Genomic DNA, 20,218 nt, shown 5'->3' with positions numbered 1-20,218 from the left:
CGAGGACGTTCGCTTCGTCGAGTGTCCTGACGGAGCCTACGTCCACAGCTCGTTCGGGGCGTGCACCGTGCGCGGACCCCAGGCCTACGCCTGGCTGACCAGGCTCGCTCCCGCCCTCACCGGCGAACGCACGCTGGGCGACCTCACCTCGGGGCTGCCCGACGACAAACGCGGCATGGTCGAACGCCTCGTCGGCACCCTGGCCGAGCAGCGGTTCGTCGTCGACGCCCGCGCCGCCCTGCCGCACGGGCTGACTCCTGACGAAGAGGCCGCCTACGCCGCCGAGATCGCCTTCATCGGCTACGCCCTCGACTCCCCCGGGCTGCGCTTCGAACGGCACCGCCGCAGCCGGCTGGTCCTGGCGGGCAGCGGGCCCGTGCTGGAGGCCGTGCTGGAGTCGTGCGTGAGCACCGGCTGCCGGGACGTACTCGTGATCTGCGGCGACCCCGGCGACCTGGAGCGCGTGGCGGAGGCGGCGCGCCGGGATCCGGCGCAACGGGTGCGCATCCAGCGGGAGGCCGACCTCGGCGAGGCCGACGTGCTTCTGCAGGTCTCGTCCGAGGTGGAGGAGCTGAAGGCGGGAGCGCGGGCCGCGTCCGAGGCGGGTGTCGTCGTCGGGCAGGCCCTCGTCCGGCCGGACGAGGTGTGGCTGTCGCCGATCGGCTCGCCCCACGCCGAGTCGGCCTGGCTCCGGCTGATGGCACTCGACGGCGCCGGACCGCCCGCCGGCGTCGCGGACGACCTGCTGATCGGGCCCGTGCCGTCGGTGGTCGCGGCCATGATGAGCCTGGCCAGGTTCTCGTACCTGACGGGCCTCGACCCCGTGCCCGCACGCGCGCTCACCCGGATCGACCTGCGCACTCTCGACACCTCCACGCACGCTTTCCTCCCCTTCGCCCATGCCGCGAGGCCAGCCGTGGAGGAGCGGCCCGTCGCGGGCCTCCTCGCCGCGACCCGCGAACTCGTGGACGCGCGGACGGGCGTGATCGGGCTGCTCGACGAGCAGGAGCTCTCCCAGACGCCCCTCTCCACGTGCCGGGCGATCGTCTCCGACCCGTACGGCACCGGCGGCGAAACCGTCGTGTACGGCTGGGCGGAGGACAGGGCGGGAGCCAGGCTGCGCTGCCTGCTGGCCGCCCTGGCCGCCTACGGCACCCGGAGTGTGCCCTTGGACGCCGAGGTCGTCTGGGGCGTGGAGCTGCCGACGATGCGGCCGCGTGCCGTACCGGTCGGAGATCTTCCGACTGGGGCGGCAGCAGGTCTGACCTGGGCGGGAGCGGCCACGGCCGCGTTGCTGGCCCTTGGTGAGGCTCGGCTGGCCGCCACCCTGCGCCCTGGGGCCGCACCGGGCGCACTGCCGTCCTTTCCGCTGCCCGACGACGATCCGCTGGTCAAGCAGCTGACCCTGGCCGGCGAGCTGCCCGAGGTGCGCGACGCCACGGCGGTGGCGGGCTTTTCCGCCTACGTGTGGTCGATCCCGGGCCGGCCCCCGGTGGTCTCCACCGGCCTCACCACCCGGGCCGCCCTGCGCGACGGCCTGGAACGCCTGCTTTTGCGGTGGCAGCACGGCGCGAATTGGGAGCGCTCCCACCACTGGTGCGACGACCCGGCCGTCACCCATGACGACCTCGACCGCCTCGCCAGGGCCTTCCCCGGCACCCCCGTGGTCGTCTCGCTCGCCCACGATCGCGACGTCGCCCGGATCCTCCCCCACCTCGTCCAGGTCGTGATCTGTGACGACTGAGATCTGGGGCTCCGGCCGCCTCCACGCCGCCATCCAGGACGCCCTCACCCCCTCCACGGCTCCGCTCATCGTGGTCGTCTCCGATTTCGACGACGCGCCGCCGTACGACCAGGTCCGCGCCCACGCCACCGAGCACGCCACCCCCTGGCTCCCCGTGCGGGTCGAGGCGGGCTGGGTCCTCGTCGGCCCCGCCGTACGCCCACCGCTGCCCGGCTGCCCCACGTGCGTGGAGCGCCGCCGCCGGGGCAACCGGCCCGACGCCGCCGCCCGGCAGGAGCTGCGCCGCCGCTACGGCCCCGACCTGGCAGAACGCCCCGCGACCCTGCTGACGCCCGCCCTCACCCGCGCCGTCGGCGCACTGGTCGCGGACGAGGCGCGGCGATTACGTCACGACCCCACCTCGGCCCGCACCACCGGCGCCCTCCTCCGCGTCGCGTTGCCGACGGCCGCGATCCGGCGCCACCGTTTCCTGCCCGACCCGCTCTGCCCCGACTGCGGAACCCGTCCCGACGACCGTCCGGCCGCCGCGCGCCTTCCGCGCGAGCCGGCTCCCAAACCGGCACCCACCGTCTACCGCGTCCGCACCCTCACCGATCGCCTGCCCGACCTGGAGCGGCGCTTCGTCGACGCCGAGACGGGGATCGTCCAGTCGCTGGCATGCGAGACCCTCGGCGGCAACCCGCTGGCCGTCGCCAGGCTCAGCCCGGCCCAGACCGCCCACGAGAGCCACCACGGCTTCGGCCGCAGCGACTCCTTCGCCTCCGCGCGGGCGACCGCCGTCGCCGAGGCGCTCGAGCGGATCGCCGGCATCCACCCGCGAGGCCGCCGCACCGTCGTGAAGGCCGCCTACGCCGACATCGCCGATCACGCCCTCGACCCGCGCACCCTCGGGCTCTACCCCGACGACTGGTACGGCGGGCACGACTTCTGGTTCACCCGCTTCCACCCCGAGCGCAAGACCGCCTGGGTGTGGGGCCACTCCTTCGCCAGGAACGCGCCCGTGCTGGTGCCGGAGAGCTACGCCTACTTCGGCCCCCGCCCTCCCGACGACCCCGGCTTCGCCTACGAGTGCTCCAACGGCGGCGCCATCGGCGGATGCGCGGCCGAGGCCGTCCTGCACGGCCTCCTGGAGATCGCCGAACGCGACGCCGCCCTGACCACCTGGTACGCGCGGCTGCCGCTGCCATGGGTGGATCTCGCCACGGCCGCCGACCGCCGCATCCCGATGATCGCCCAGCGCGTGCTCGACCGGTACGGCTACCGCGTGTCGGCCCACCTGGCCGTCATGGAGCAGCGCATCCCGGTGTTCTGGGTGACGGCCGTCGAGGCGGCAGGCGACGAGACCCGGCCGAGCGCCCTGTGCGGTTCCGCCGCCCATCCCGTGCCCGAGCAGGCTCTCCTGCACGCGCTCGAAGACCTCGGGCCGATGCTCGACGGCCACATCGCCCGCTACGACCCCGGGCACGCCGCCCGCCTGGCGGCCGACTCCTCAAGAGTCGAACTGCTGGAACACCATCCCCTGCTCTACGGGCACCCGGAGGCGTTCGAGCGGCTCTCCTTCCTGACCACCGAAGGACCCGGCCTGGCGCTCGGCGAGATCACCCGGCGGCTGAGCTGGCCCCTCCACGACGACCTCAACGACGACCTGGCCTTCCTCGTCGGCCGCTACCTGGACACCGGCCTGGACGTGATCGCCGTCGACACGACCGGCCCCGAGGCCGCGGCGGCGGGATTCGCCTGCGCCAAGGTGATCGTCCCCGAAGCGATGCCGATGACCTTCGGCCACCGCTACCGGCGGGTCCACGGCCTGCCCCGCCTGCTGTCGCGCCCGCGCACGCTCGGCTTCCGCCCCGACGATCTTCCGCACGGCGACCTCAACCCCTACCCCCACCCGTTCCCATGACCGCGAACGATCACGAGAGGCGGCTCATGCCCGGCGATGCCACGCGGCGCTACCTGGCCGCCCTGCGCGAGCGCGGCCCCCTGGACGTCCGGTGGGACCGCGCGCCGACCCGGCACAAGCGGTACCCGGAGGCCGCGCGGGTGACCCTGCCGTGGCGGACGGCGGAGCCGAGCCCGGAGCCGAGCCCGGAGATTCTGGCGGGGGCGCTGCTGCGCGAGCTGCTGGGTTTCGACCGCCTCGTGTGGCTGCACCAGCTCGACGAGGAGTGCGCGGCGGCGGGCGGCGCGCCGATGCTGGTGCTGGGCCGTCCGGCGCCCTCCGGCGGTGCGCTGTATCCGATCGAGGCCTACGTCGCCCTGGCCGGTGGGCTCTACCACTACGACCCCGTCCACCACGTGCTGGAGCTGGTGCGCGGCGGCGACCACCGTCCCGTGCTCGGGTTGCCGCAGGCCGGAGGAGTGCTGGTCCTGACGGCGGTGTTCTGGCGGTCGATGTTCAAGTACGGGGACTTCGGCTACCGGCTGATGTGCCAGGAGACGGGTGTCCTGCTCGCGCAGGCGCAGGCGGCGGGGGCGCGGCTGGAGATCGGGGTCCGCGCGCACCTGGGGTTGCGCGACGCCGACCTGGAGTGCGTGCTCGGGCTGGACGGCCGCCGCGAGGCGGTGATGGCCGCGCTCTCGCTGACCTTCCCCTGCCGCGACGACGGCCCGGGCGAGCCGGTGCACGGGGATCGGGCGCGGCCGAGTTCGCCGCCGCCGCTGCCTCTCATCGGGGGACCGGCCGCGCTCCTGCACCGCTCGACGGCGACCACGGGTGAACCCGGCCCCCTGCCCGAACCGCCACTTGCCCCGGGCCACCGGCACCCGCTCGGTGACCCGGCCCCCGTTCCCGTGACCAGGCCCTCGCGGACCTCTCCCCCGGCCGGCTACCGGCCCGTGGCGCTGCCGCTCGCCGACCTGGCCGCCGTGCTCGCCGCGGCCGGCCCGCCGCACCCCGGCGACCTGCCCGAGGCCACCCTCACGACCTACCTGCTCGCCCAGCGCGTCGACGGCCTGCCACCCGCCGCCTACCGCCACCACCCCGCGACCAGGACCTTGACCCGCGTCGGGCCGCCCGATGCGCCGCCCGGCCCCCTCCACGCCAACACCAGGGCCGCACTGCGCACCGCCGCGGCCGTCCTGATCGCGGTGGGCGACCCCCTGGCGGCCGTCGAGCAGGTCGGCGACCGCTGGTACCGCCTGCAGCAGATCGCCGCAGGCGCCGCCGCCCACCGCGCCGCCCTGGCCGCCTTCGCGCTGGGCCGGGCGGCCCGCATCCACTCCGACGGCGCCAACGACGCCACCGACCACGTGCTCGGGCTGGCGGGCACCCCGTTCCGCAGCCTGTCGTTCCTGCTCCTGGGCACCCCCCTGACCCGCGGCCCGTCCCTGGTCCGCGACCTGACGAGCCAAGGAGGTGATCACTCACCCGCGAGGGCACCAGCCACGAATCCCTGTTTCTCAGGCCTCACCCCCACCTCATGAAGAAGGGAATCACCATGCAGGACAACCTCAGCCTCGACCTGCGCGGCCTCGACGTGCACTCCATCGACGTCCTGTCCGCCGACTCCATCGTGGTCGAAGGCCACGCCACCATCGAGACCGGCGCCTCATCCTCGCCGGGCTACTGCTCGTCCTACCTGTCGGCGATGAGCTGCTGGGCGCCCGAGGCGTAGGCGAGCCGAGCCCGCAGCCATGAGACGGGCCGGGGGCGTGCCGTCCTCGAGCGCCCCCGGCCTTCCGCCCAGGAGAAACGAGCACATGATCCATCCCGCCGGTATCGCCGGCCAGTCGAGGCACCCCGCCGGTCACGGGTACGCGGTTTGCGCCGCTGTCGCCGTCCGGGTGGCGGGCGTGCCGGTCGACGTCCTCGACGGGCTGCGTTGCACCCGGACCTGGCAGCTGGCCGGTGAGCTGGCGACCGCCGTCCAGTGGCTGAGCGACGAGGGCCGAGCCCTGTCCGAGCCCCTGTACGAGGCGATCGGCGCCCTCGCGGGCGATCCGGCCAAACCCCTGCTGGTGGCGCTGCGCCGGACGATCTTCTCCGGTCGCGCGCCCGGCCGGCGAGCCCGCTCCGACGAAGCGCTGCGGGCGCTGCCCCCGCCCCTCGAAGATCGCGTGCGCCGCTGGCTGGCGCGGCACGAGCAGGCCGGACGGCTACGCGCCGCGCTCGCCCCCACGCTGGACGGCGAGCAGGCCACCCAGCTCGCCCGCCTGCGGCAGGCCGTCAGCGACGCCGACTTCCGCCACGGCCTGTCCCTGGGCAGCCCGGTCCTGTCCGGGCGGCTCGACACCTGGCTGGACGGCCCCGCCAACCGGCCGCCCGACCGGCAGGAGCTGCTCGCCCTGGCCCGCTACCTGGCCAGGGCCACGGTCAAGACCAGCCCGTACGCGACGTTCGCCGTCAGCGGCTTCGCCTCCTGGACCAGCGGCGGCCCCTCCCTGCAACCGCCGCCGGACCTCGCCTGGCGGGAGGTGGCCGAGCTGGACCGGGCGGTGCTGCGCCCGCTGTGGGCGGCGCTGACCCGCCGCCCCGAGGTGCGCGACCAGGCCCGGCTGCGCGTCAATCCGACCGCCCACCCGGCCGACGGCCGGATCTGGTTCCTCGGAGCCGCCGCCACCGAGCCGCTGTGCAGCGTCCCCGACACCCCGGCCGTACGGCAGGCGCTGGAGTGGGTGCGCGACCGTCCCGCCCCCGTTCTCGCCGCAGCACCGGGACTGGCGCCCCTGGTCGAGGCGGGGCTGCTCGAACTCGTGCCGCCCTTCGACGAGCAGTCACCCGACCCGCTCGACCGGCTGGGCCCGCCGTTCGAGCCCGGAGCCGCCCCCGACGCGGTGCGCCGGACACTCGAGGACGTCCTGACCGCGGAAGGCGGCTCCCTGCCCGACAAGAACCTGTTCTGGCACAGCGCCGTCATGCCCGCCCCGGCGGGCGCCTGCGAGAGCGAGGCCTGGCGGCCCGCCTGCGACGACCTCGACACCGTGCGCCGCCTGCTCGGCCTGTTCGACTCCGACCTGGCGGTCAAGCTGGCCGCCGCCCGCTTCTTCCGCGACCGGTACGGCCCGGCCGCCGCGGTGGGCGCGCTCGAGCTCTACCGTGACGCCCACGCCGAGGGCGGCAGGCTGCGCGAACTGCTGCGCGACCCCGTGGGCGCCCCCCGCCCCGCCGCGCCGTCGCCGGAGCTGACTACCCTGGCCGAACTGCGCGCCACGTTCTGGGAGCTGATCGAGCACGACCCCGGGCGACTGGAGCCGTTCGCCGCCGGACTGCCCGCGTTCCTGCGCGCGCCCGGCTCCGTCTGCTTCTACGTGCAGCCCGTGCCCCGCGACGACGGGCTCGGCCTGGTGGTCAACACCGCCACCGCCGGATACGGCCGCGGCCTGTCACGGCTGCACCGCCTGGTCACGCTGGCCGGCGGCCAGGCGCCCGACCTGGACGAGCTGCGCGCGCCGCAACACGGGGTGCTGTCGGCCGAATGCCGGGCCATCGTCGGCGGCGGGCTCAACCTGCGTCCGCCCACGGCCGACCGGGCGCTCGACTACCCCTTCGGCTACGGCGACGACCACCTGCCCGCGCTCGAACCCGGCGAGCTCACCGCACGCCTCGACCGCGCCCGCGGCCTGCTCGACCTGCTCGACCGCGACGGCGCCCGGATCCGCCCCGTCCACCTCGGCATGACCGCCCAGCACTGGCTGCCGCCATGGCTGCAGTTCCTGATCCGCGCGTTCGGCGAGCCGTCGGTGGCGATGGTGCCCGGCTGGGTCCTGCGCCCCGGCAACCGGCTCCCGGACGACGGCGTCGTGGAGCACCACCCCCGGCTGGACGTGGGCCGGGTGACGCTGGTGCGCGCCTGCTGGCGGCTGCGGACCGGCGACTTCCCCGCCCCCGCCAGAGGCCAGGACCTGGCCGCCCACCTGCCGGAACTGGCCCGGTGGCTGGAGGTCCACGGCATCCCGCCGCGCTTCTTCGCCCGCGTCGTAGACCTGCGCCACGGGCTGGCCGTCGGCCTGCTCGGCAAGGACCGCAAGCCGATGTACGTCGACGTCGCCGACCCTCTACTGCTGACCGGGTTCCTGCGCACGCTCGGCGAACCGGGCTCGTTGCTGGTGCTGGAGGAGGTGCTGCCCGACCCCGCGCACGCCCCGCTGTACGGCGGTCGGCGCCGGGTGAGCGAATACATCGTCCAGGTCTCGGCGACCGATGAGTGAGGGGTGGCTCAGCGCCCACCTGTTCCATTACGGCGACCTCGACGCGCTCATCGAGGCGGTGGTGGAGCCCGTGGTGCTGCGCTGTGCCGTACGCGGCCACTTCTTCCTGCGTTACTGGGAGGGAGGCCAGCACCTGCGGCTGCGGGTGCGGGTCGCGGACCCGTGCGAGGCCGCCAGGATCCGCGGGCTCATCGCCGGGCTGGCCGCCGACCACTTCGCCCGCCACCCTTCGACCACCGCCGTCGACGCCGGCGCCTACCGGGCGTTCGCGGCCTCGGCCGCCCGGGGCGAGCGGCGCGCGGTCTACGACACCCGGCTGCGCGAGCCCGACACGGTGGAGTTCGTCGCCTACCGCCCGGAGTACGACGTCTACGGCGACGCCGCCTGCATCGCCGCGGTCGAGCGGCACTTCACCGACGCCAGCGAGCTGGCGCTTCAGGTGCTGCGGATCCCGATGGAGCAGCGGGCGGCCGTCGGCCTGGCCGTGCTGACGCTCACGCTGGCGGCCTGCGAACCCGACCTCGACGCCGCCGCCGCCCGGTTCGCCGCCGGCTGGCGCCACCCGGGACCCGACGGCGACCACCGCGCCCTGCTGTCGCAGACCCGCCGCCTGTGGGATCCCGCCTGCGCGGCGTTCAGCTCGTGGAGCACCTCCGTCCGCCAGCTGCGCGACAGCCTGGAGGACCTGCGCGCGGCCGGCCGGTGCGCGCCGGTCGACTCCGGCTCGCCCCACGCCCACCTGGCCATGATCGTTCCGCCGGCCCGCCGTACCGTCCCGCTCATCCTGCTGCGCTGCGCGCACCTGTTCCACAACCGGATCGGCCTGCGCGCCGGCGCCGAACTCCACCTGTCGCTCCTCGCGGCCCGAGCCCTCGCCGACCTCCGGAGGTAACCGATGCCCTGGCACAGCGTCCACGTCTTCTACCACGCGCCCGACAAGGACGGCCTGCTGCTCGACGCCGTACGGCCGCTGCTGGAGCGGATAGAACCGCACGTCGAGGCGGCGTTCGTGCTGCGGCACTGGCGGCGCGGCCCGCACCTGCGGTTCAACGCGCGATGCGAGCGCGACGTCTGGGAGCGAGCCGTGCGCCCGGCCGTCGACGAGGTGGTCGGCGGCTACCTGGCCCGCCACCCCTCCACCACCGTGCTCGACCCGGCCGCGAGCCTGGACCGCCACCGCCTCCTGGCCGTACGCGAACAGGAACCCGGGCCGCTGACCCCGTGGCCGGCCGACAACTCCATCCACGAGGCGCCCTACGACTCCCGCCAGCACGTGCTGGGCAGCGAGGAGGCCGTCGAACTGCTGGCCCGCTTCTACACCGCGAGCACGCCGCTGCTCATGGACATGCTGCAGCACGTGCGCGCCGGGCACGCGTGCAAGGCCGACCTCGCCCAATGCCTGCTGCTGACCGTCGCCCACACCGCCCACCCGATCGTGCGCAGCTTCGTCTCCTTCCGCGTGCACGCCGAGGGCTACCTCACCTGGGCGGGCGACCCGTCGGCGGCCCGCGCCGCCTTCGACGGCTCCTACCAGGCCCGCGCCTCCCACCTGGTGCCGCTCACCCGCGCCGCCATCGCCGCGCTCGACGACCCGGCCGCGCCCGCCGTGCCGTTCGTGCGCGAGTGGGCCGCCCTGCTGGCCGCCTTCCGCGAGCGGGCGGGCGCGCTCGGCCTCGCGCCGCCCGACAAGCCGTCGGCCGACATCCTGGCGCCCCAGCGGGAGTACGGCGAGCTGCACCGGCTCATCTTCGACAACCCCGCCTACTACCGCGACGTGTTCGCCAAGCCGGAGTTCTCGCAGTACCGGGTGCTGCTCAACTACACCTACCTGCATCTGACGCGGATGGGGCTGACGCCCCTGGACCGGTTCTACGTCTGCCACGCCACGGCCAGCTCGGTGGAGGAGGCCTTCGGCGTGTCGGCGCTGGAGCTGATGCGCCGCTACGGCGAGCAGGCGAGCCCGGCCTAGGGCGCCCGCCAGATCCTGACCGAGGTGCGGGAGGCCACGGCCAGGGTGCGGCCGTCGGCGCTGAAGGACAGGGCGGTGACGGGGCCGGGGTGGGCGCCGGTGATGATCGTCCCCGTGTCGGCGTCGACGTCCCACAGCACCACCCGGCCGTCCGCCGTGCCCGCGGCCACCTGCCTGCCGCCGGGCCTGAAGGTCACGGCGCGCACGTAGGCGCTGGTGGTGTCGAACTCCACGAGCTTGCGATGGCCCTTGACGTCCCAGATCCGGATCAGCGCGTCGATGCCGGTGGTGGCCAGCAGGCTGCCGTCGGCGCTGAGGGCGACGGAGTAGACCGCGCCGGGATGGCCGCCGAAGGTGGCGATCTCCTCGTACTTCTCGGTCCCGTACACGCGGGCGCTCTGGTCGATGCCGCCGCTGGCCAGCCATCTGCCGTCGGCGCTGATCGACAGGCTGGTGACCATTCCGGAGTGGCGCCAGTAACTCTGGCGGGTGCTCAGATCGGGCGCGAACATCGGGCGGATGCTTCCGGCCTCGTCTCCGCCGACGAGGACTTCGCCGCTCGGGCTGAAGGCCAGGGCGGTGAGGGTGTTCTCCTCGTCCCTGGGGGCCTGCATGCCCTTGGCGATCTGGAAGACGTGCAAAGTGCTGAAGTCACTCGCGGCGACGATGCTCTTGCCGTCGGGGTTGTAGGCCAAGGAGGTCAGGCGCCACTCGCTCAGCTGGAGGGAGTCGGCCACCCGCCCGGTGGACGGGTCCCACCGGATCAGCTCGCCGCCGTCGTCGGCCGTGGCGACCTCGCCGCCGTCAGGACTGAAGACGACGGCGTTGACGGCGCTGCCCGCGTCGAAGGTGACGCGGTCGTCCCAGAGCAGCTCCTGTCCCACCCGGGCGGCGCGGCCGCTAGGCGCCGCGGGCTCCTCCGATTGCGTGAACAGCAGGGTTGCGCCGGTCAGGGCCACCGACGCGAGGATCGCCAGCGAGCCCGCCAGCACGGCCTGCCTGCGCGAGTGCCGGACGCCCGCCGGGAATCCCGCCATCGTCGAGGATCTGCGCGGCGCCGGCTGTCCGGCAGCGGCGGGTACGGCGGGCCGTACCCTCGGCGGCGCCACGCGCGCCAGCTTGGCCAGGGCGGCGGCGGCCTCGGCGCCGCTCGTCCGCCTGTCCGGGTTCTGGTGCATCAGGCCGCGCAGGATCGCCGAGAGCTTCGGCCCCGCGTGCTGCGGCGGCGGTGGCCCGCCCTGCAGGAGCGCGGCCAGCACCGCCACATGGTACACACCTTCGTACGGCGCGCGGCCCTCGACAGCCGCGTACAGGGTGGCGCCGACGGACCACAGGTCGGCAGCCGGGGTGAGGGGCAGCCCTCGGGCCTGCTCGGGCGCCATGTAGGCGAGCGTGCCGATCAGCGTGCCCGCCTCGGTGAGCGCCACGTCCCCGGCGAGCGTGGCGATGCCGAAGTCGGTGAGGACCACCCGCGAACCCTCCAGCAGCACGTTGGCGGGCTTGATGTCGCGGTGCACGATCCCGGCGGCGTGCGCGTCGGCCAGGGCGTCCAGCACGGCCACGCCGATCCTGGCCACCTCCTCCGGTGACAGCCGGGTGCCGGGGCCGACATGCTCGCTCAGGGGGCGGCCGTGCACGAACTCCATGACGATGACAGGACTGCCGTCGCGCGTGGTGACGTCGAAGACGGTGACGATGCCGTGGTGGTTGAGCCGGGCGGCCGAGCGGGCCTCGCGCATCGCGCGCCGGCTGTGCTCGGTCCGCTGGCGGGCGTCCAGGCCCTCCGGAAAGATGATCTCCTTGACCGCGACCTCACGGTCGAGGAGATCGTCGTGGGCCCGCCACACGCGCCCCATGGCCCCCGCGCCTGCGGCTTCGAGCAACCGGTAACGCCCGTTGATTAACTCCCCCATGGCCGCACACAATCACCCTTTGACCGCCCCCACCAGACCCGTCACGAAATACCGCTGGAGCAGCAGGAAGAGCGCGATCACCGGCAGCACGACGATCAGGGAGGCGGCCATCACCTCGTTGTAGCGCGGCACCTCGCCGGAGATCAGTGACTCCAGCCCGAGCGGCAGCGTGTACAGCGCCTTGTCGGAGATGGAGACCCTCGTCAGCACGTACTCGTTCCACGTCGGCACCGCCGTCAGCACGGCGATCGTGATGTGGGCGGGCTTCGACAGCGGCAGGTAGACCGACCAGTAGATGCGTGCCTCGCCGGCCCCGTCGGAGCGTGCCGCCTCGCGCAACTCTCTCGGGATCGACCGGAAGGAGTTGGTGAGCAGCAGCACCGTCAGCGGCGCCGTCCCGTTGACGAACGGCAGCACCAGCCCCAGGTGCGTGCCGAGCACCCCGAGGTTCTTCTCCAGGATGACCACCGGCAGCAGCACCGTGATGCCGGGCACGAACAGCAGGGCGACGAAGAACCAGTAGAGGAAGCGCCGGCCGGGGAAGTCCAGGACGGCGAAGGCGTAGGAGGCCAGGCTGTAGACGACCAGCACCCCGGCCACGGTCATCGCGGTGACCTTCAGGCTGTTGAGGAAGTAGTCGAAGAAGTGCAGCTGCCCCCAGGTGGTGATCAGCGTGTCGAGGGTGGGATCGCGCGGCAGCAGGTTCCCTTCGAGGATCTCGGTGCGCGACTTGAACGCGCCCGACACCATCCAGACGAACGGGTACATGCTGATCAGCGCGTAGGCGATCAGCCCGAGGTAGGCGAAGCGCCTCATCGCACCCTCCTTCCGAACGCCAGCGTCATCAGCACCGCGCCCGCGAACAGCAGCCAGCCCAGCGCGCTGGCCACCCCGAGGGTGGGGGCCAGGCCCTTCATGAACGACAGCCGGTAGGTCATCAGACCCAGCACGTCGGTGTGGCCGCCCGGCCCGCCGTTGGTCATGATCAGGAAGATCTGGAAGCCGTGCAGCGCGTCCCGCACGCCGAGCAGCACGATCGCGATCGTGATGGGCCGCAGCAGCGGCCAGATGATGTGGCGCAGCACGTGGCGGGGGGCGGCGCCGTCGATCTGGGCCGCCTCGATCACGTTGCCGTCGATGGCCTGCAGGCCGCTCAGGTAGAGCAGGGTCGCCACCGGCACGCTCGACCACACCAGGATGAGGATCAGCGTGGGCATGGCGGTGCCGGGGTTGCCGAGCCAGCCCTGCGGCTGGGCCAGGCTGCCCAGGCCGAGCGAGCCGAGCAGCAGGTTGATCGCCCCGTCGGGCTGCAGCACGTAGCGCCAGGCGTAGTAGACGGCGATTCCGCTGGTGACGTAGGGCAGGAAGTAGACGGATCTGAGCAGGGCGCGCAGGCGGGTGACGGAGTTGAGCATCATCGCCAGCGGCAGCGCCACCACCACGGTCAGCACCGGCACGGCGACCATCACCTGCAGCGTGTTCCACAACGCCCGCCGCAGCTCGGGCGCGAGCGTCAGGTCCGCGTACAGCAGGTCGGCGTAGTTCTTCAGCCCCACCCAGGTCCACTGCGGGGTGAACCCGTTCCACTTGGCGAAGCTGAGCAGGAAGCCGCTGGCGATGGTGTAGACGCCCATGAGCAGGAAGAGCGCCACGGCCGGGGTCACGAACGCCCAGCCGGTCAGCCAGCGCCGCAGCCGGGGAGGCCGCGCGGGTGGCCTGGCCTCAGGCCGCGCCGCGCGGTCGCCGGTGGTCAGCGTGCTCACTGCGTGGATTTCCACATGGCGGCGATGACCTTGTCGAGCTCGGTCCCCGCCTGCTGGGCGGTCAGCTCCTTGAGCGGCGTCAGCCGTACGGTCAGGTCACCCGGTTTGACCTGGTCGTAGTCGGAGGGGAAGAAGCTGGAGTCTCCGGCCTCGTAGGCGGTCTCGGGCGGCCCGGTGAAGTACTTCTGCAGCGCCGCCAGGTCCTTGCCGAGCAGGCTCTCCGCCTCGGCGCCCAGGTCGGTGGCCGGCAGGTCGAGCGACTCCTTGGCGACGACACCCGCGCCCTTGGGCGAGGTCACCCAGTCGATCCACTTGACCGCCGCCTCGCGGTTCGCCGTGGAGGCGGTGACGCCCAGCCCGGTCAGGGCCAGCGGCGACATGGAGATCGCCTGGTTCCTGCCCTCGGCGGAGGGCGGGATGGGGAAGGTGAGCAGCTTGTCGGGGCTCAGGCCGTTCTGGTTGAGGAAGGCCAGGGTGAAGGTGCCGCCGACGTTGAAGGCCGACTTGCCCTGCGCGAAGGCGACGTCGGCCTCGTCGATGCCGAGCGTGGTGGCCCCGGGCATCCAGTACGGCGAGAGCCTGCCGTAGACCTCCAACGTCTTGACCCCGTCAGGGGTGGAGAAGCCCTGCGTGCCGCCCTTGGCGAACAGCGCCTGGAACCGCTCCTTGCCCAGATAGGCGTACGCCAGGGGCTGGTAGATCCAGTTGAAGCCGGTCTGCGACACCTTCAGGCCGAGCGAGAGCCCGCCCTGGTCGGCCGCGGTCGTCTTCTCCAGCGCGGCGACGAACTCCTCCCAGGTCCTGGGCGGCGTCTCCGGGTCGAGCCCGGCCGCCTTGAGCTTGTCCTTGTTGGCGTAGACGATGCCGAAGGCCCCGGCGGTGAACGGCACGCTGAACCGCTGGCCCGCCTTGCCCTGCTTCATCGGCGAGTCGGCGGCCACCGAGTCGATCTTCTCCTGGGTGAGCACGCCGGTCTCCTGGGTGGAGGGCAGCAGGCGGCCCTTCCAGGCGTCGCCCACGTCGGCCGCCAGGTCCTGCAGCAGGCCGGAGGCACCCATCTCCAGGTCCTCGCCGCCCGCGTGCACCTCCAGCACGTCGGGTAAGCCGTTGGTCTGCGCCGCGCTCTGCACCTTGCTGACGAACACGTCGTCGGGGGTGACGGCCTCGACGGTGACGCTGATGCCGGTCTCGGCCTTGAACTGCCCGGCCGCCTTGTTCAGCGCGTCGGCGTGCGACTTCTTGAAGGTCCACATCGTCAGGGAGGCGGCCGCGCCGCCCTGCTGCTGTTGCTGCGGCTGCTGGGCGGCGCTGCAGGCGGTCAGGCCCACCGCGGCGGCCAGGACCAGCGCGAGCGTGCGTCCTGCGGTCATGAGCGCTCCCTGTCGAATCTGTCGACCCAGTACTTCGTGCGGTCCAGGTAGGCGGTCTCGGCGGCCTTGCCGCGCTTGCCGTACGCGCCGTCGAAGGTCTGGTAGCCGTAACCGGGCGGAGGGCTGCTGTCGGCCGGTTCGATGACCGAGCCTTCGTGCCACTCGTTGAAGGAGGTGACCGAGACCCAGGTGGCCTGGTTGGTCAGGGCGTTGTTCCACTGCTTGTCGTAGGCGGCGCCGTCGTCGCGGGTGATGGTGGGCGTGGTGTTGCCCGGGACCGCGCGGTCGTCGATGTAGCCGGGAGCCACCGACGGGGCCCAGATCAGGCCGTTGGCCTTGGCGTATTCGCCGGCCTGCTTCCAGCCGGGTGCGGTGGCCCCGGCGATGCCGTCGTAGGTGTACAGGCCGTCGAAGTGGGCGATCTTGGAGGTGTCGGTCGTCTGGGCGAGGATGATGTTTTCGTCGTTGACCTGCTCCAGGGCGCTCCAGTCGGCGATCTGCAGGCTCCAGAAGACGTAGAAGACGTTGTGGAAGGCCGGGTGCGCGCCGTACGCCTGGTTGAGGTACTGAATGTCGGCGACGGTCGAGGCGGCGGTGCGGCCCTCGTAGGGCTCCAGGTGCCAGGCGACCTTGACGCCCCGCTTGGCGGCGGCGTCCATCACGGTGCGGATGAGGCCGTCCTCGTAGCTGCCCTGGCCCCACCAGCTGTAGACGATCACCCCGGCGCCGGAGCGGCGCACCCACTTCATGTGCCGGTCGGCGGCGCTCGCGGAGTCGTAGGCGCCGAGGGAGGGGTAGAGGTCGGCGCCGATGTCGTCGGGCGGGGTGTGGCCGCCCTGCTGCCAGTGGCGCCAGGGGCTGGTGCCGTACCAGGGGTAGTAGAACAGGTGCACCTTGTCCGAGAGCTTGGCGGCACCCGCCTGCGGGACGGGCAGCAGGACGGCCAGCACCATCACCAGAGCGGTCAGGACGAGGTTTCGACGTTTTGCGGAAGCTCGCACGAGGCGTCCTTTCATGGGGGGTCACTCCAGGAGCGCAGCTATGCAAATCGTTAAGATTCGTGCTCGAAATCTACACGCAACGCCTCGCGTGTCAAGACTCACGCCGAACGGCGGCGCACCAGCCGTGCCGGGATGACGATCTCGCTGTACGGCTCGGCGAGCCTTCCCTCCAGGCGCTCCAGCAGCCTGGCGGCGCTGGCCTGGCCGATCTCCCTGGCGGGATTGGCCATCGTGGTCAGCCCGGGTGAGACCAGTCCGGCGGCCTCGATGTCGTCGAACCCCATCACCGCCAGGTCATCGGGCACCCGCAGGCCACGCGCCTCCGCGGTGTCGAGGGCGCCGATCGCCATCAGGTCGTTGGCACACAGGACCGCGTCAGGGGGGTGGGGCAGGTCCAGCAGACGCGCCACGCCCTCGGCGCCGCCCGCACGGCTGAAGTCGGTGTAGACGACCAGGTCGGAGGGGGTGCGACGGGGGTCGCCCGGAACCGCTCCAGTGGGGGAAGGGGCCTTGCCTGACGGGGTCGCGCCCGACGTCGCTGCGCCTGTCGGGGCTGTGCCTGTCGGGGCCGCGCCTGACCTCGCTGCGCCTGGCGTTGCCTCGCCTGGCGTTGCCTCGTCTGAGGTCGACTCGCCTGACCTCGTCTCGCCACCTTCGAGCAGGCCTGCCTCCCTCAGCGCCGCGCGATAGCCCGCCACGCGCTCGGCCGCCGGGCCCTCCGCCTGGGCGCCGCACACGAAGCCGATGCGCCGGTAGCCGCGTGACAGCAGGTAGCGGGTGGCCTCGGCCGCGCCGCCCTCGTCGTCGCTGTGCACCAGGTCGACGCCGTGCTGGGCCAGCCGTCCGCCCAGCCGTACCACCGGGATGCCCGCCTCGATGGCGGGCAGCAGGTCCTCGGCGTGGGTGTGGAAGACCGCGAAGGCCAGGCCGTCGACCTGGCGGGCGATCATCTGCTCGATCGCCGCTTGCTCCAGGTTCCTGTCGCCGTCGGTGTTGCCGATGATCTGGTCGTATCCCGCGGGTCCGAGCACGTCCTGCAGGCCGCGGGCCAGGGCCGGGTAGAACGGGTTGGTGATGTCGGGGATGATCAGGCCGATGGTCTGGCTGCGGCTGGTGCGCAAGCCCCTGGCCAGGACGTTCGGGCGGTATCCGAGCTCGTCGATGGCCTGCAGGACGCGCCGCCTGGTCTCCTCGGCGACGGGGCGGCGACCGTTGAGCGTGTGGGAGACGGTGGTGGCGCTGACGCCGGCCAGCTCGGCGACGCGCGTGATGCTCGGCCGGTCACCGCGCGGGGTCCTGGCACCCTCGGAGAACAGGCCGGGCTGAGCGGCGTGCCCGGAGACGCCGCTCCGGGCAGGCAAGAGGGCCTGACCGCCCACGGCCGGTGCCGGCGGGACGGCGGGCCTCCGCGCGGCCGGAGCGGCCTGACCAGCGGCATCCTCGCCGCGCCCGGCGGCACCGCCTGCGGCTTCCGTCCCGTACCCGGCGGCGCTGCCTGCGGCTTCCTTGCCGCGCTTGGCGACGCCTTCTGCGGCCATCGCCCCGTGCATGGCGGCATCGCCCGCGGCATCCTCGCCGCGCAGGGCGGCGCCGACGGTGGCGTCCTGCGCGTGCGAGGCCCGGTGACCTGCGGCGACGCCCGTCGCGCGCGAGGCGGCGGGGGCGCTCGGCGCTCCTGGGGCCGCCTCGAAAGCCCCCTCCGGTCGGGGCGACGGCGCGGGCTTGGTGGCGCGGGCGGGACCGCCCAGCAGACCCGCCAGGGGCGCCACCGCCGCCTCCAGGGCCCGCAGCCCCTCCCCCACGGCCTCCCCGGCGGCCTGCCCTTCGGCGACCTCCAGTAGCACCCGCTCCCACGCCTCGTGCAGGGCAGCCGTGATGAGCGCGGCCAGCATCCCGGGAGCCGGGAGCACCCGCGGTGAGCGTTCACCTTCCGGGAGTGCCCGCGGTGAGCGTTCACCTTCCGTGAGCGCCTGCGGTGAGCGTTCACCTTCCGGGCGCGCGAGCAGTCCGGCTAGCTCGCGCTGGTGGGCGGCGAAGAGTTCGCGCCCGTAGGCCTGGAGCGTGCCACTGTCGCGATAAATGCGTGCATAGGTGCGGAGCGTGGCCTCGTCGGCGACCCGCAGCGCGCCCGCTCCCAGTCCGGCTCCCAGTCCGGCTTCCAGCCCCGCTTCCAGCCCCGCCGCCAGCTCCGGCGGTGACACGGCCAGCAGCGGCTCGTGCTCGAAGAACAGCTGCTCCTTGGCCGGGAAGTAGTTGAACACCGTCTTGGCCGACACGTCGGCCGCCTCCGCGACCTCGGCGATGGTCACCCCGTCGAACCCGCGCTCGGCGAACAGCCGCAGCGCGGTCTCGGCGACCGCCCGCCGCGACTCGGCCTTCTTGCGCTCGCGCCGGTCGGCGGGACGTTCCTCGGCAGACATGCGCCAGATCTTACAGTCAAACCATCCTTACATCCGCAGAAACTTTACGGCCGCTCACGGTACGACGTGCCCGGCCGAGAACCCGAGCGCCCTGCGCGCCGCTCCGACGTCGACCGGGACGCTGCGGCCGGGCAGCGCGGCGGTGCGGGCCGCGTCGGGGTGGTAGGCGTCGAGCAGCTGTTCGGTCGGCAGCGCCGCGAGGGTGTTGGGCGCGGCGACGAAGAGCACGTGGTGCCCGGTGAGCGGCCGGGTGATCGCCAGCCACGCGGCCCTGGCGGCGTCGCGGTAGTCGAGGTAGGCCCACAGTTCCGCGGCGCCGCTGCCCGGTTCGTCGGCCCACTGCTTGGCGGTTTCCTGGAGCTTGTCGCCGGGCCCGCCGAGCCGGGGGAAGCGCAGCGCGACGGTGGTCATGCCGTGGCGCCGGCTCATCATCTCGGCGGTGGCCTCGTCGACCTGCTTGGACAGGCCGTACGGGTCTTCGACCTGGAGCGGCAGCCGTTCGTCGACGGGCACGTAGGCGGGGTGCAGGTCGCGTTCCGCCCAGGCCATGCCGGTGGCCGACATGCTGCTGGCCAGGGCGACGCGACGGACGCCCGCGTGCCCGGCCTCCTCCAGGACGACGAAGGTGGCGCGGGTGTTGCCGCAGAAGACCTCCTCGGGCGTGCCGAGGACGGGCGCCGGGATGGCGGCCAGGTGGATCACCGCCTCGGCTCCCGGCAGCGCCTGCCGGACGACGGTCGGCTCGCCCGCGTCGCCGACCACCATGCGTTCGAGCGGCAGGTCTCCCGGATCGTGGCGGTCGAGACCGGTGACGGACACGCCCAGGCGGGCCAGCAGCTCCAGGACGACCCGCCCGAGATCTCCGGCGGCCCCGGTGACGAGGACCCGGCGAGGATGATCGGCCATCCACTCCCCTACGCAAATCGTTTTGTGAGCGGCAGCATGCCCCGCCCCGCCGGGATCTGTCAAGGTTGCAGTGACTGTAACGTTGTCGGGATGAACACCCCTGCCGCTGAATTCGACGTCCACGTGGACCTGGTGGACCGCCTGGTCCGCACCCAGCACCCCGACCTGGCCGGCCCCCTCACCCTGGTCGCCAACGGCTGGGACAATGTGATCTTCCGGCTCGGGACGGACCTGTCCGTACGGCTGCCGCGTCGTCAGCTCGGGGTGAACCTGATCGTCAACGAGCAGCGCTGGTTGCCGGTGCTGGCCGGACATGTCGATGTGGCGCTGCCCGTCCCGGTGAGGCTGGGGGTGCCGGGCGAGGGGTATCCGTGGCCGTGGACGATCGCGCCGTGGTTCGAGGGCACGACGGTGGCCGAGGTGCCGCCGTCGGAGCGGGCGTCGCTGGCACCGCAGCTGGCGGCGTTCATGAACCAGTTGCACCGGCCCGCGCCGGCGGACGCGCCGCCCAACGCCGTGCGCGGCGTCCCGCTCCCGAGCCGGGATCCGGCGCTACGGCAGCGGCTGCCCCACATGAAGTGGCGGGAGGAGCTCCTGGCGCTGTGGGAGACGCTGGTCGACCTTCCCGCGTGGCAGGGTCCGCCGGTGTGGCTGCACGGTGACCCGCACCCGGGCAACCTGCTGGTGGGCGACGAACGCGCGGAGAAGCTCGCGGCGGTGCTCGACTTCGGCGATCTGACCAGCGGCGACCCAGCCACCGACCTGGCCGCCGGCTGGCTGGTCTTCGACGAGAAGGGGCGCGAGATCTTCCGCGCCCACGTCGACGCCGACGAGGTGACCTGGCAGCGCGCCCGCGGCTGGGCGCTGGCCATGGGCAGCGCCCTGGCCACCTTCTCGGCCGACAACCCGGCCATGGCGGCCATCGGCGACCACGTGCTCGAACAGGTGCTGATCGGCTGAGCGGCGCCTCCCCAGCACCGAG

At 73.2% G+C, this 20,218-nt stretch carries 15 protein-coding genes; 8 read left to right on the top strand and 7 right to left on the bottom strand.

Features of this window, described 5'->3' with window-relative positions; genetic code table 11:
* Nucleotides 1-67 precede the first annotated feature (67 nt).
* The 7 genes from ACIBH1_RS11400 (at nt 68) to ACIBH1_RS11370 (ending at nt 9,863) form a co-directional block, all read left to right on the top strand.
* Nucleotides 68-1,744 carry a hypothetical protein gene (locus ACIBH1_RS11400; protein WP_397313580.1) on the top strand — a complete coding sequence of 559 codons (1,677 nt, stop codon included), beginning with the start codon at nt 68-70 and terminating at the stop codon, nt 1,742-1,744.
* A complete protein-coding gene (locus tag ACIBH1_RS11395; protein ID WP_397313579.1) occupies nt 1,734-3,647 on the top strand; it encodes a TOMM precursor leader peptide-binding protein in 1,914 nt (637 codons plus the stop codon). Before ACIBH1_RS11400 ends, ACIBH1_RS11395 begins: the two co-directional genes overlap by 11 nt.
* Nucleotides 3,644-5,170, top strand: a complete 1,527-nt coding sequence (locus tag ACIBH1_RS11390; RefSeq protein WP_397313578.1) for a SagB/ThcOx family dehydrogenase — start codon at nt 3,644-3,646, stop codon at nt 5,168-5,170. The genes ACIBH1_RS11395 and ACIBH1_RS11390 overlap by 4 nt, the downstream gene beginning before the upstream one ends.
* Nucleotides 5,167-5,361, top strand: a complete 195-nt coding sequence (locus ACIBH1_RS11385) for a hypothetical protein (RefSeq protein ID WP_397313577.1) — start codon at nt 5,167-5,169, stop codon at nt 5,359-5,361. Before ACIBH1_RS11390 ends, ACIBH1_RS11385 begins: the two co-directional genes overlap by 4 nt.
* Before the next feature lie 85 nt (nt 5,362-5,446).
* The gene (locus tag ACIBH1_RS11380) at nt 5,447-7,894 is read left to right on the top strand and encodes a lantibiotic dehydratase (RefSeq protein WP_397313576.1); all 2,448 of its coding nucleotides are present in this window, start codon (nt 5,447-5,449) and stop codon (nt 7,892-7,894) included.
* A complete protein-coding gene (locus ACIBH1_RS11375) occupies nt 7,887-8,786 on the top strand; it encodes a lantibiotic dehydratase C-terminal domain-containing protein (RefSeq protein WP_397313575.1) in 900 nt (299 codons plus the stop codon). Before ACIBH1_RS11380 ends, ACIBH1_RS11375 begins: the two co-directional genes overlap by 8 nt.
* A 3-nt stretch (nt 8,787-8,789) precedes the next feature.
* Nucleotides 8,790-9,863 carry a thiopeptide maturation pyridine synthase gene (locus ACIBH1_RS11370; protein ID WP_397313574.1) on the top strand — a complete coding sequence of 358 codons (1,074 nt, stop codon included), beginning with the start codon at nt 8,790-8,792 and terminating at the stop codon, nt 9,861-9,863.
* Here ACIBH1_RS11370 and ACIBH1_RS11365 read toward each other — a convergent pair.
* From ACIBH1_RS11365 to ACIBH1_RS11335, 7 genes are all read right to left on the bottom strand, one after another.
* On the bottom strand, nt 9,860-11,776 hold the full coding sequence (locus tag ACIBH1_RS11365; RefSeq protein WP_397313573.1) for a WD40 repeat domain-containing serine/threonine protein kinase: 1,917 nt from the start codon (nt 11,774-11,776) through the stop codon (nt 9,860-9,862). The genes ACIBH1_RS11370 and ACIBH1_RS11365 overlap by 4 nt on opposite strands.
* A gap of 12 nt (nt 11,777-11,788) precedes the next feature.
* Nucleotides 11,789-12,592, bottom strand: coding sequence for a carbohydrate ABC transporter permease (locus ACIBH1_RS11360; protein WP_397313572.1), 804 nt, complete (start codon nt 12,590-12,592; stop codon nt 11,789-11,791).
* On the bottom strand, nt 12,589-13,554 hold the full coding sequence (locus ACIBH1_RS11355) for a carbohydrate ABC transporter permease (protein WP_397313571.1): 966 nt from the start codon (nt 13,552-13,554) through the stop codon (nt 12,589-12,591). The genes ACIBH1_RS11360 and ACIBH1_RS11355 overlap by 4 nt, the downstream gene beginning before the upstream one ends.
* Nucleotides 13,536-14,909 carry an ABC transporter substrate-binding protein gene (locus ACIBH1_RS11350; protein WP_397313570.1) on the bottom strand — a complete coding sequence of 458 codons (1,374 nt, stop codon included), beginning with the start codon at nt 14,907-14,909 and terminating at the stop codon, nt 13,536-13,538. Before ACIBH1_RS11350 ends, ACIBH1_RS11355 begins: the two co-directional genes overlap by 19 nt.
* Nucleotides 14,906-15,910, bottom strand: a complete 1,005-nt coding sequence (locus ACIBH1_RS11345; RefSeq protein ID WP_397313569.1) for a glycoside hydrolase family 99 protein — start codon at nt 15,908-15,910, stop codon at nt 14,906-14,908. Before ACIBH1_RS11345 ends, ACIBH1_RS11350 begins: the two co-directional genes overlap by 4 nt.
* Nucleotides 15,911-16,008: 98 nt before the next feature.
* Complete coding sequence (locus ACIBH1_RS11340; protein WP_397313568.1) at nt 16,009-18,330, bottom strand: substrate-binding domain-containing protein; 2,322 nt, start codon at nt 18,328-18,330, stop codon at nt 16,009-16,011.
* Nucleotides 18,331-18,384: 54 nt separating this feature from the next.
* Nucleotides 18,385-19,236, bottom strand: coding sequence for an NAD-dependent epimerase/dehydratase family protein (locus ACIBH1_RS11335; RefSeq protein WP_397313566.1), 852 nt, complete (start codon nt 19,234-19,236; stop codon nt 18,385-18,387).
* Between the two features lie 90 nt (nt 19,237-19,326).
* Between ACIBH1_RS11335 and ACIBH1_RS11330 the strand changes: the two genes are divergently transcribed.
* The gene (locus ACIBH1_RS11330) at nt 19,327-20,196 is read left to right on the top strand and encodes an aminoglycoside phosphotransferase family protein (protein WP_397313565.1); all 870 of its coding nucleotides are present in this window, start codon (nt 19,327-19,329) and stop codon (nt 20,194-20,196) included.
* The last annotated feature ends 22 nt before the right edge of the window (nt 20,197-20,218 follow it).

The sequence above is a fragment of the Nonomuraea sp. NPDC050663 genome (genome assembly GCF_044456985.1).
Lineage (GTDB): Bacteria > Actinomycetota > Actinomycetes > Streptosporangiales > Streptosporangiaceae > Nonomuraea.
The sequence above is the reverse complement of the archived record's forward strand: the minus strand, read 5'-3'. Positions and strand labels throughout refer to the sequence as shown.